Source organism: Streptomyces sp. NPDC104106, assembly GCF_055584345.1.
Map to the genome: position 1 here is coordinate 1 of NZ_JBVJMF010000036.1, position 12,043 is coordinate 12,043.

The following is a 12,043-nucleotide window of genomic DNA, read 5'->3' on the forward strand; positions in this document are numbered from 1 at the left end:
ATACCGGTGGAGAACACGGCCTCGCCGAAGGTCTCCCCCACGGCCCCGTAGGCGCGGCCGCGGAAGATGCGGCCGTCCTCCAGGACGAGTACGGCCGTGGTGGGGCCGGCGGCGCTCATCGGTCGAGGCCGCATGCCGGGCGGCCGCCGCCTGGGTTTTCGGTGTGGGGCACGCACTCGAGGCGGAACTGGGCCGCGGTGCGCAGGACCGCCTTCTCCACCTCGCCGCAGGAGTCGCCGCGGAAGCGGAAGCGGGCGCCGACGTGTTCGTAGCCGCCGATCCGGGGGATGATCTGGCCGACGGCGGGGACGACGGCGGCGTACGGTGCCTCGGCGGGGTCCTGCGGCGCGGGCAGTTCATGGCTGACCACGCGGCAGGGGGCCGGGACGGGGGACGGCACGAGCAGCCAGCCGCCGGTGCGCCAGTGCTCGGGGACCGGCAGATCGGGGGACCGGCCGAGCTGGATGTCGGCGGCGGCCCGCATCAGGTCGATGTCGTGCACCTCGCGCCAGACGAAGGGGATCTCCGCGCCGCCGACCCGGTAGCCCGCCTCCAGGAAGCTGATCGAGGGACGGCCGTGGGCATCGGTGCCGACGAAGGCCTCCAGGTGGAACACCCACGCCTCGTTGCTGAGCGCGCCCGCGACCCGGGCCGTGAAGTCGCCGAGCGCGGCGAGCAGGTGCGGGTCGTCGATCTCGACGGAGCCGAGCGCCTGGCCCTGGGTGAAGTCGACGCAGGTGTTGACGTAGCGGGAGGCCCGCCACGGGCCCAGGCCGTCGCCCGTCCAGAGGCCGTCGATGTGGACGATGTCGTCGGGGCAGTGCTCCTGGACCAGGCGTGGCTCGGGCGGCAGCGCGGTCAGCTGGGGCAGGTCGGCCGCGGAGGCGAGACGTATCACGCCCCGGCTGGCGGTGCCGCGGCGGGGCTTGACCACGACGGGCAGGCCGTGGCGGTCCGCGAAGGAGCGTACGGCGTGTGCGTCGGGGGCGTCGGCGAAGCGGGGCGTGGGGACGCCGGCGTCGGCGACGATGCGGTTCATCGTCAGTTTGTCGCGGAAGCGGGTGAGTTCGGCCGGTGTCTGACCGGCGCAGCCGAGGCGGTCGCGGACGGTGGCGGCGGTGTCGAGGTCGCCCTCGTTGAGGGCGATCAGCCGGGCCGGCGGGCCGAAGCGGGCGCGCAGTTCGGTGACCGCGCGCCAGACCGCGGCGGTGTCGTCGGTGGCGTGGACCACCACGACGGCCGCGGCCTCGGCGGGCACGGAGTCCTGGGCGAGTGCGGTGGTGACGTAGGTGACGTCGTGGGTGCGGTGGTCGAGGTAGTCCTCGTAGCGGGCGTGGCGGTCGCGCCAGCGGTGCAGGACGACGACGTGGCGGTTCATGCGTGCTCCGTTCCGGACACGGCGAGGTCGCGGACGCGGCCCACGGCGTAGGTCGCCGAGACCACGGCGGCGCGGGCGGAGCCGAGGGCGTCGCGGCAGGCGTCGAGGCCGGGGGCGGGCAGAGCGGCCACGATGTCGGTGGCGCAGTCGATCAGGTGCAGAGCGGCCCGGATCAGCGGCTGCTCGTCGGTGTACCGCTCCTGGACGAGCCGCCGGGCGGAGTTGAGCTGGGTGACGGGGTCCGATACGGAGCTGCCCGTCGGGACGGTCGAGGCGATGGGGTTCACAGGCGGTTGCCTCCCAGTGGTCGGTGCGGGCCGGGCCTCGCGGGACGTCACGGCCAGGCGGTGCCTGGGCGCGCACGAGGCCGGCCGGGCGGCCGGGCGCCGGCGGATGCGCGGCCCGGCCGCCCGGCCGGAGAAGCGGTCCGGTGCGGCGGACGGCGTGCTCAGCGCGTCTCGAAGCGGATCTTCGCGTTGACGGCCTCGGTCTTGGCGACGGCGTCGTCGGCGTCCTGGCCGGACGCGATGGCGTACCCGCAGACGCAGTCGGCGACGGTGAGCAGCGGCGGCACGCTCTCGCCGACGTTCTTGCCGATCACCGCTGCGACCTCGGTGTCGCGGAACTCGTCCAGGTAGGGCAGGAAGACGTACTGGGTCTCGCCCTGGGGGATGGTGCGCACCTCGTCGGCGGCGTCCTCGGCGGCCTCGACGGCGGTGACCGTGCCGGGCTCGGGTGTGAAGAACCGTACGGCCGCGCCGCCGAGCGGCTCGGGCGAGGTGGAGGGCAGCTCGTCGATGCCGAGCGGCACGGTGAGGAACATCCGGTTCAGGTCCAGGCCGAAGGCGCGCCGGACCAGTTCGGGGGCGCCGCTGCCGGCCAGCCGGGCGTGCGATTCGAGGACCCGGGGGCCCTTCTCGGTCAGCACGAACTCGCTGTGCGAGGGGCCCTCGGTGAGGCCCACCGCGTCCAGGAGCTTCGGGGTCAGCTCGCGCAGTTCGGCGAGCCAGGGCTGCGCGTACCGGCTCGGGGTGCTGACCTCCCATTCGACGTACCGCTCGTTCATGCGGTACTCGGAGTAGCCGATGGGCAGGTGGCGGCCCGCGTGGGAGAAGGAGTCGACGCTCACCACGGGGCCGTCGAGGTACTCCTCGGCGATGATGCCGGTGATGCCCGCCTCGCGCAGCGCCTGCCAGGCCCGCTCGGCGTCCTGCGGGCCGTCCACGGGGTGGATGTGCAGGCTGGCCACGCCGTCGACCGGCTTGACGATGATCCGTTCGCCGACCTCGGTGCGGAACTGCGCGATCTCGGCGGCGCTGTGCACCATCCGGTAGCGGACGGGGCTCAGGTTGTGCTTGTCGAGCAGTTCGCGGGTGAGCGCCTTGTCCTTGAGGGCGCGGGCGGTGGCCTGCGTGACGCCGGGCAGCCCGAGTGAGTCCACCACGAACCCGGTGGACTCGGCGGCCGGCTCGGTGGTGGTGAGCACCCGGTCGAACGGCCGCTCGTCGTGCAGGGGCTTCAGTACGTCGAGGATGGCCTGCCCGTCGGCGATCGGGGCGTGCACGATGCGCTCGCAGTGCTCGGCGATGGCCGGGTCGTAGGCGCCCTCCTCGTGGACGAGGACGACATCGATGCCGAGCTGCTTGGCGCCGGCGATCGGGGCCGGGCGGCCGCCGATGACGGCCACGCGGTAGGTGTTCATGGGGTTCCCTTCGTGCGGGTGGATGGAAGCGGCCGGTCTCAGGCGGCGTAGCAGCGGCGCAGCCAGCGGGCCGTGGCGTCGGGGCGCGGGGTGAAGGCCTTGCGGCGGTGCAGTACCCGGTGGTTGTCGAAGATCAGGAAGTCGCCCGTGTCCAGGACGAGTTCGGCGGCCGGGATGGTGGTCAGGGTGTCCGACCAGCTCTCCAGGGCGGCCCGGGCGCGGTCGGTGACGCCGCTGGTGGTGCCGCGGTCGTAGCGGACGCGGTGGCGTCCGGTGCCGTCGGGCTCGATGATCGCGGCCTCGCGCAGCGGGCTGGTGGCCTTGCCGTCGTTGGAGTCGGGCGCGCCGACCTCGAACTCGGGCGTCTGCAGGATCTGCCGGGTCCCGGGCTCCAGGCGCACGATCACGTCGTCGAGCGCGGCGATCTCGGTGGGTACCTGCTCCTCGTTGCGCACCGCGTAGAAGGTCAGGTACGGCGGGGTGTACAGGCGCGGGTCGGAGCCCGGCCTGCCGAACGGCTGGTGGGGGTTGTCGGAGTGCCAGAAGAACTCCGAGTCGGCCCCCCAGGAACTGGTGGTGCCGCAGGCCGCCGGGTTGGGGACGACGTTGCGGATGAGGTGGCCGTCGTTCTCGTAGGCGACGGCGAACGGCGTGCAGCCGATCAGGCGGATCAGCCCCAGGTGGATGGCGTTGGTGACGGCCAGTTCCGGTTCGTGGCCGAAGCCGCTCACCGGGGTGTCGGGGAAGTTCTGGGCCGGCAGATTGGACAGCACCAGGGCGTGCCGCGCGGCGGCGGTGAAGACCTGGATGCTCTGCAGCACGTCACCGGGGAGGTGGCGGCTGAGGGCGTAGGCGCCGATGCCGGCGAGGATGGCGTCGTCGAGATCGGAGTCCAGCCGGGTCTCCGAGACGCGCTCCGAAATCTCCTTGTCCAGCAGGTCCCGGACGCTGTCGTCGATGTGGTGCCGGGCGAACTGGAGCAGGCTGGTCATCGTGTGTCTCCCATCGGTCGTGCGCACACCTGGCCGCTCGCCGTTCAGCGAGCCTGTGCCGGGGTCGGTGCGGTCCAGTAGGTCTGGGTGCCGGCGGGCCGGCGGCGGGCCATGGGGTCCTTGACGACCCGGCTCACCAGGCCGGCGGGCGTCACGACCAGGCAGTAGAGGAGGAAGAGCAGGAAGGTGCGCATGGGCGGTCCGTTCTCCCGGCGGTCCCGCGGGGCGCCGGGGTTCGTGGGGCGTCTTGAGCGGCGCTGCGTTCAGTCGAGCGGAATCTCGGCGCGCCAGTCGTGCTCTTCCGACCAGGCGGGCTGGGCGCTCTTGTCCAGCAGGAAGTTGCCGAGCGCGAGCATGTCGATGTTGGTGCGCATGAAGCAGGTGTAGGCGTCGTGCGGGGTGTTCACGATGGGCTCACCACGCACGTTGAAGGAGGTGTTGACCAGCACCGGGCAGCCGGTGCGGGCCTTGAAGGCGGTCAGCAGCCGGTGGTAGGCGGGGTTGCTGTGTTCGGTGACCGTCTGCACCCGGGCCGAGTGGTCGACGTGGGTGACGGCGGGGATGGTGGAGCGGTGCACCTTCAGCAGGTCCAGGCCGCTCGCGCCGGCGCTGTCGGCGTCGCGCCGCTGGGCCGCGGCGACCTGCGAGACCACGAGCATGTACGGGCTCTCCTGCGGCAGGTCGAAGTAGTCGGTGGCGTCGGGGGCCAGCACCGCGGGCGCGAACGGGCGGAACGACTCACGGAACTTGATCTTGAGGTTCATGGTGGACTGCATGTCCGGGTTGCGCGGGTCGCCGATGATCGAGCGGGCGCCCAGGGCGCGCGGCCCGAACTCCATGCGGTCCTGGAACCAGCCGACGATCTTTCCCTCGGCCAGTGCCTCGGCGACCTCCTTGGCGAGCGTCTCGGGGTCCAGCCGCTGGTGCGGGATGCCGTGGGACTCCAGGTAGGCGGCGATCTCCTCGTCGTCGTAGCCGGGGCCGAGGAGCGAGCCGCTCATCGCGTCGCGCCCGGTGGCGGGGTGGTCGCGGCGTACCCCGCGTTCCATGGCGACGGCCTGGGCCGCGCCGAGCGCGCCGCCGGCGTCACCGGCGGCCGGCTGGATCCACACCTCGTCGAAGACACCGGCGTCGATGATCTTGCCGTTGGCGACGCAGTTGAGGGCGACACCGCCCGCCAGGCACAGCCTGGACTCGCCGGTGCGTTCCCGCGCGGTCCGCGCCAGCCGGAGCACGACCTCCTCGGTGACCGCCTGCACCGAGGCCGCGAGGTCGAACTCGCGCTCGGTGAGCGGTCCTTCGGGGGCCCGGCGGGGTCCGCCGAAGAGCTTCTCGAAGCCCCGGCCGGTCATCACCTGGCCGCGCAGGTACTCGAAGTACCGCATGTCCAGGCGGAAGGAGCCGTCGGGCTTGACGTCGATGAGGTGCTCGCGGATGAGGCCGGCGTAGCGGGGCTTGCCGTAGGGGGCCAGGCCCATCAGCTTGTACTCGCCGGAGTCGACCTTGAAGCCGCAGAAGTAGGTGAACGCCGAGTACAGCAGGCCGAGCGAGTGCGGGAACCGCAGTTCCGCGAGCGGGGTCACCTCGGTGCCGCGGCCGTGCCACAAAGTGGTCGTCGCCCATTCGCCGACGCCGTCGATGCACAGGACGGCCGCGGACTGGTAGGGGCTCGGGAAGAAGGCCGACACGGCGTGCGACTCGTGGTGCCGGCGTACGGACAGCTCCGGCACCCGGCCCAGGCCCAGGCCCGCCAGCTCCGCGCGCACCCGGTCGGCGGTGCGCAGCTTGCCGCCGGCACCGAGCCAGGACGGCAGGGTGTCGCGGAAGGAGGCGAAGCCGGTCGGGGCGGCGCCGAGGAAGGTGGCCAGCACCCGGCGGAACTTCAGCCGGGGGTCCTCGTAGTAGGCGACGGCGGACACGTCGTCCAGCGTCGCGCCCGCCTCGTCGAGGCAGTAGCGGACGGCCGCCGCGGGGAACGAGGGGTCGTGCCGCCGCCTGCTGAAACGTTCCTCTTGGGCGGCCGCGACCGGCACGCCGTCGGCGATCAGCGCCGCGGCGCTGTCGTGGTAGAAGGCCGACACTCCCAGGATGAGGTCAGACACCGCTGTGTTCCTCCACGCAAATCGGGGGGCGGGATGGGTTGCTTCTCGGTCGGGCGCGGGTCCGGCGGGGCGGCACGGGGCTCATCCCCGCCGGCCCGCGAGCCGTCCGCGGCGGGCGGCGAGCCGGGCGCCCACGCCGCTGGGCGGGTTCAGTGAGCGGTAGCCCGTCCGCACCCGCTGCCAGGTCTGCTCACGGCCGCCGGGTCCAGGGGTGTCGGGCAGGGCGGCCATCAGGGTGTCCACCGCGTCCGCGGCCCACGCGGAGTGACCGGTGGCGACGTTGTCGATGGTGTTGTGGATGTCGACGAAGCGCGTGCTGAAGCCGTACGCCTTCAAGGCCAGCCGGGCCCTGCGGTAGGTGCCGCCGACCCCCGACAGCTCCATCGCCAGGTTCAGCCCCAGCACCTCGGGCAGGAACGTCCTGGGGAACCTGCCGACGCACAGCCAGTACACCGGCAGTTCGAACGATTCGTCCCGGAAGCCGTGCCAGCGGGCGAACTCCGGCGAGGCGGTGGGCGGCAGGTCGACGCCCATCTCCTTCAGGACGTCCCGGTAGATGAGCGGATGGTTCAACCGGGGCTCGCCGTTGCCGAGTTCGTCCCAGTACGTCTCGAACAGCGAGTGGCCGATCTCCGAGGACGCCTGCTCGTAGTCGGTGAACCCCTGCAGCCAGCTGCCGTCGATCAGGGTCAGCGGTGCCGTCTGCACGGTGTCGTCGACGACCGCCTCCCGCGAGGGCAGCGGGACCTCCGCGTTCTGCTCGAACTCCGCCCCGTGCCGGTCGTGCCGCTCCTGCAGCCACGGGCGCAGCCCCTCCCGGCCCCAGTGCGCCGGCAGCGGCATCGTCCGCTCGTCCATGCCGTGCGCCGACCGGGCCAGCCAGCCGGCAATGTAGCTCTTCGCCCAGGAGCGCAGCGCCGGGGTGTCGGTGCGGCGCATCAGCAGGTGGTAGGCCTCCCGGACGCAGGACGGGGCGCGCCCCGGGGCGCGGTGGCCGGCGCGCAGGGCGGCAGCCACCTTGGCGGGGGCGGCCGGCGTGAGCGGCGTACCGGTCCGGCTTTCGGCAGCCTCCTGCTGCGGGGAAGTTGCCGGCAGGGAGTCGATCCACCGCCGGATGACGTTCAGGTCCTGCGGTGAGAACACCCGGAACATCGGTCCGCGTTCGCCGACCAGCCCCCTGACCAGCGAACTGGCGGCGGACCGCCCGGGCTTGACGAGCTTGCTGCGGGCCAGGGCGTCCAGCAGCGGGCCCGCGTCGGTACGGCACTCGGCGAGCCAGCGGGCGAGGGGTTTGCCCTCCAGCTGGAACTGGTGGTGGTAGACGGCGCCCTCGCGGGAGCGCTGGCGCATCAGCTCCGCCATGTCGAAGGCCGGGTCACCGGCCGCGACCAGTTCCGCGTACAGGGCCTCGGACCACTCGCGCAGCGCGCCCAGCGTCCCGGCGAAGCCCCGCCGCACCGCCTCGGCGGCCCGGTCGCCCTCCTGCTCGACCAGCTCGTCGGCCAGGGCCCGGCACTGCCGCTCCGGCCGCTGCGCCCCGGCCCGCCGCGGCGCGGAGGGATCCACCGCGTCCCAGTCGCACTCGGCCGGCCGGGCCCGTCTGACCATCGTCAGCGCGGGCAGCAGGCCGACGGTGCGCAGACACAGGTCGGCGCCGAGCAGCTCGCCGCGGAACTCCGCCGGCCGCCTGCTCATCGCCAGCAGCAGGCCGGGCAGGACGAACGCGGACTCGGGCACCCGCTGGTCGCCGGTGAGCCGGGCCGCCGGGACCGCGTGCTCGGCGAGCCGCAGCCGGCGCAGCAGCTCCAGGAAGGCGCTGCCCCGGGAGGCGTGCGGATGCCCGGCGCCCACGTCGTCGGCGTACAGCGCGAGAATCCGCAGCACCACCGGGACCTCGAAGTCGCCCGGGGCGCTCAGCCACTGCAGCCAGGCACCGGAGACAACAGCGAGCGGGGCGCAGCCGAGCACGGCCCGGCGCACCAGCACCTCCTCGTGTCCGGCGGGCCGGCCCTGGCGGTGCCCGGCGTCGAGCAGGCCCGTGAACCGCTTGCCCTCGGCCGCCGCCCAGTGCGCGGCCTGCACCACGAGGGCGTCGAGGGGACCGTCCTCGAGCGCCGGCCGGCGCAGCGCGGCGCGGGCCTCCTCGACGAATCCGCCGTCCGGCACCGAGGCCTCGGGGTCGGCGGCGTACGCGTACACGGCCCGGGCGGGACCGATGTCGTCGTACATCCTTCTCCTTTCACGAAAGACCTGTCTGCCGGGGAATTCGCTCAGAACATCGGGTAGATGGAGGCGTCGTTCTTCCGGCTGGCGCGCTTCTTGCGCCGGAACAGCAGATCTGTGAGCTTGCGCAGCAAAGACATGCGGAATTGCCTTCTTTCACGGGAAAAAAGAGAGTCAGGAAAGGCCGAGGGTTTCGGCGAGAATACGGGCCACCAGGTCGTATCCGTGGTCGGTGTAGTGCGCCCGGTCCACGTAGACCCAGTCCCGCTCGGTGACCGCCTCGGCGACGACCGGGTTGAGGTCGACGTAGCGGATGCCGAGCTTGTCGCAGCCGGCCTGGAGCTTGCCGGAGAAGGCGCGGGCGACCTCCTTGCGGGAGATGTCGCCGTACAGGGCCTCCCAGGTGCCCAGCTTGGAGATGCGGTCGATCTCGTCGAAGAGCAGCTGCTCCTGCGGCGCGTGCCGCTCGCGCATCCACAGCGCCATCGGCTGCAGCACGTACGTCAGCCGGGCCGAGGGTCCGGCCAGCCGGCGCCAGCTGTCCAGGTGACGCAGGGTCAGCTCGGCGGCGGAGTCGATGACCGCGGGGATGTCGCGGCGGACATCGTCGTGGGTGGAGATGGTGCGGCGGCGCTCGGCCCGGCGGCCCAGGAGCTTGCCGCCGGAGGCCTTGCGGTTGTTCTCGCGCAGTTCCTCCATCGCGTCGAAGTACTCGCCGCAGAACCAGAACGCACCGTGGTCGCCCTGCTGCCACTCGGGGAGCCTGCCGACGGTGAGGTCGTTGAGCCCCGAGAAGACGACGATCTCCTCGATCTCGGGCAGCAGATGCCGGTAGAGCGTGAACAGCAGCAGTTCCTGCGTGGAGTTGTAGCAGCGGCCGCCGAAGTTGAGCCACGGCACGGACGGCGCGTGCTTGCGCCACAGCTGCGAGGCGAGCGTGGTGGCATCGCTGGTCGCACCGATACCGAGCACGGTGGAGCTGCCGGAGATCAGCCGCACCCCTCCGGCGGGTATGTGTCCGGCCGCGGAAGCCGTCTGCCCGCCCGGGCCGTGCGAGACCCTGAAGCCCGCCCGGTCGGTGTTGATGACCGCAGAGCGGTAGCCGGCACGGTGGAAGTACATCAGGTAGGGCAGGTAGCGGGCCTCGCCGCGGTCGTCGAACCGCGCGTACTCCTGCATCTGCGGGGTCAGTTCGTCACGGTGGAGCTTCACGTTCGGAGCACTCCTCGGCTTTCGCGAATGAGGGAGGTAAAAAAAAGGGGGGACTTCAGGGACGCAGCAGGGCACCCCGGTGCAGCGTGTGCTGGGCCGCCTGAGCCAGCGGGCGGACCACGAGGCGGTCCACGTTGACGTGCTGGGGCAGCCCGACCGCCAACGCGACACACCGGGCGACGTCCTCCGCGGTGAGCGGGTGGTCGACGTCCTCGTAGACCGCCGCGGCCCGGCCGGCGTCGCCCCGCATCCGGTTGAGGGCGAACTCCTCGGTCCTGACCATCCCGGGCGCCACCTCGATCACCCGGACAGGCTCGCCGCACAGCTCCAGCCGGAGCGTCTCGCTGAGCGCACGCTCGGCGTACTTCGCCGCGCAGTAACCGCCGCCTCCCCCGTACGCGGCGAAAGCCGCCGTGGAGGTCACGGTGACGACCGTGCCGCCCAGACCGGCCCGCAGCAGCGGCAGCAGGGCCTGAGTCACGCGCAGGGTGCCCAGCACGTTCACGCAGTACATCCGCTCCCAGTCCGCCGGGTCCGCCTCGGCCACGGTCTCGGCGCCCAGCGCGCCACCCGCGTTGTTCACCAACACGTCGCAGGAGTCGAGCCCGGCGGCGAAACGACGTACGGCTTCGCCGTCGGTCACGTCGAGCACATACACGCGGGCGCCGGTCTCCTCCGCCAGCCGCCGCAACCGCTCCGCGCGCCGTGCGACAGCCACGACCTCGAAACCCTCCTCCGCCAGCCGCCGCGCCGTCGCCGCACCTATTCCGCTGCTCGCCCCGGTCACCACAGCCTTTCCCGCCACCGGCGCCACCACCTTTCTCTCGTCCCGCACCGAAAAAGCCCATTCCCCGGCCATCCCCGAGACCGCCCCCCGCCGTTCTCCTCGTGCACTGAAAGCTATGCCGCCCGCCGACGCCGACTGAACCCCCCTCTTTGTTCGGGAATCCGCAATGCGGAAACCCGCACGCCGGACAAAAGACCAGCCCCACCGCGGGCCCCGGCCGTCCAGAAACCCAACAGGCCCTGCACGAGCGCAGCGAAGGAGCACCGGCAGGTCGGCGAGTGCGATGTCCGCCACCGGTGAGGGCTCCGCAGCTTTTGGACGTCGACGGCGGTGTGGCGCAACGTCCGGGAGCCCGGTTCGCCCTGGGCGCCTCCTGTCGCCGGGTCGATGGCCGGCAGCAGGTCACCGGTGCGCGCAGAGGCACCGCATGTCCTGTGGCGGGGTGGGTGCCGGGCGAAGAGGAACGGACATCGGTGCCTGCGGCCGCGCTGCGTGATCCGCGGCGGTTTCTCCGCCCCCCCCAGGGCCGCCGTCGAGCCGCGCCGGCCCGGCGCCTGCCAGCGGCTCAACCCCCGGTGCCCGGCCTCGTACGACACTGGTTCCGGATCCCCGGGGAGCACCACACCCAGGATCGCGCCGCCGAGGACACCCGGGCCTCATCGCCTACCTCAGGTCCGGTCGCAGCGAGGACCGGTGAGCTTCCTGACGCGGTGACGCGGTCCGCTGCGGAATGTGCGACACGTGTTCAGGCAGCGGCGGTCGCCGGACGCCCGGTCAGGACGCCGTTGCCGAATCGGGCGCCTGCGCGGACCAGCGACACCAGGGGGCTGCGGCGATCGCCCGCCAGCGGGCCTGGGCGGACTCGGCCAGCTGGAACACCAGCGCGAGGGCTGCGGCCCGGCTGCCGGTACCGCGAAGGGCCCTGGTGCGGAGTCTGACCTGGGATGAACCGCTGACGGGGCGTCGGGAGTGCCGCGGCACAGCGGCTTCAGGGCTCTGCCATGCGGTGGAGAGGGCTGCGATGAACGGCTCGCGGACAGCTGGATCGCACCAGGTTTCACCCCGTGCCCGCTTGTCCGCATCCGCACTGATGCCGGCGACGTGATCGGTTCCAGGCCCGCAGGCCGACGGCATCGACCCGGCACCCTCCCGGCTCGATGCCGGAAGGGAACATCACCGTCGACGGCGGTCCGGCGGCCGCCGAAGTGGACCGTCAGGTAGCGGTGGACGTCCCACAGCCCCCCCGGGGGACCGCCGCCGCGGCTCGGGAGCCGAGACTCCGCCCCGCCTGCTCGGGGGGCCACCGGTAGACGCCGTGGACCAGGCGCGGATCCGTCTCCGGCCGGCGCTCAGCCAACCCCCTGCCCCGGCGGGACGTGTCGGGTGGAACACGTCCCGCGCCACTCGGCGGGTGCCCCCGCGGCGCTCCGGACCGCCCCTCGCCCGTACGGCATCAGGCGCACCCCTCGGGCGACATCGGCCATCCGTGCGCTGCGCGCCGGTTCGGTCCTGCGCGTGCACGTCTCGAACACACCCCCACGCCCGCTGCTCCCCGCGCCCCTGCGCAAGGAGGAAGAGCAGCCGGCGCACCGGCAGCGGCACACCGCCTCGCAACGAACTGGAGAAGGACACGAAACCGCCCGGAAG

The 12,043-nt window shown here is 72.6% G+C and carries 10 protein-coding genes and 1 pseudogene; all 11 read right to left on the bottom strand.

All coding sequences use genetic code 11. The annotated features are described in order from the left end of the window. The coding region (locus ACZ60X_RS42910) for a carbamoyl-phosphate synthase domain-containing protein (protein WP_469611151.1) at positions 1-119 on the bottom strand (119 nt) is incomplete at its 3' end. Further along, positions 116-1,378: an ATP-grasp domain-containing protein gene (locus tag ACZ60X_RS42915; protein WP_469611105.1), complete on the bottom strand. Its 1,263-nt coding sequence runs from the start codon at positions 1,376-1,378 to the stop codon at positions 116-118. The genes ACZ60X_RS42910 and ACZ60X_RS42915, both read right to left, overlap by 4 nt. Then, positions 1,375-1,665 (bottom strand): hypothetical protein, encoded by a 291-nt coding sequence (locus ACZ60X_RS42920; protein ID WP_469611107.1) that lies wholly within the window; start codon positions 1,663-1,665, stop codon positions 1,375-1,377. Before ACZ60X_RS42920 ends, ACZ60X_RS42915 begins: the two co-directional genes overlap by 4 nt. Before the next feature lie 161 nt (positions 1,666-1,826). Continuing rightward, positions 1,827-3,080: an ATP-grasp domain-containing protein gene (locus ACZ60X_RS42925; RefSeq protein ID WP_469611109.1), complete on the bottom strand. Its 1,254-nt coding sequence runs from the start codon at positions 3,078-3,080 to the stop codon at positions 1,827-1,829. A 38-nt stretch (positions 3,081-3,118) separates the two neighbouring features. Continuing rightward, a complete protein-coding gene (locus ACZ60X_RS42930; RefSeq protein ID WP_469611111.1) occupies positions 3,119-4,072 on the bottom strand; it encodes a TauD/TfdA family dioxygenase in 954 nt (317 codons plus the stop codon). Between the two features lie 44 nt (positions 4,073-4,116). Next, positions 4,117-4,266: a hypothetical protein gene (locus ACZ60X_RS42935; protein WP_356155551.1), complete on the bottom strand. Its 150-nt coding sequence runs from the start codon at positions 4,264-4,266 to the stop codon at positions 4,117-4,119. Positions 4,267-4,335: 69 nt separating this feature from the next. Beyond that, entirely contained in the window at positions 4,336-6,174 is a 1,839-nt protein-coding gene (locus tag ACZ60X_RS42940; RefSeq protein WP_469611114.1) for a carbamoyltransferase family protein, read from the bottom strand. A gap of 81 nt (positions 6,175-6,255) precedes the next feature. Next, positions 6,256-8,403 (bottom strand): iron-containing redox enzyme family protein, encoded by a 2,148-nt coding sequence (locus ACZ60X_RS42945; protein WP_469611116.1) that lies wholly within the window; start codon positions 8,401-8,403, stop codon positions 6,256-6,258. 168 nt (positions 8,404-8,571) lie between these two features. Then, a complete protein-coding gene (locus ACZ60X_RS42950; RefSeq protein WP_469611118.1) occupies positions 8,572-9,609 on the bottom strand; it encodes an Inducer of phenazine A in 1,038 nt (345 codons plus the stop codon). A gap of 55 nt (positions 9,610-9,664) precedes the next feature. Continuing rightward, positions 9,665-10,414, bottom strand: a complete 750-nt coding sequence (locus ACZ60X_RS42955; protein WP_469611120.1) for an SDR family oxidoreductase — start codon at positions 10,412-10,414, stop codon at positions 9,665-9,667. 727 nt (positions 10,415-11,141) lie between these two features. Further along, positions 11,142-11,335: pseudogene (locus tag ACZ60X_RS42960) on the bottom strand (IS256 family transposase); the annotation flags it as partial. Between the last annotated feature and the right edge of the window lie 708 nt (positions 11,336-12,043).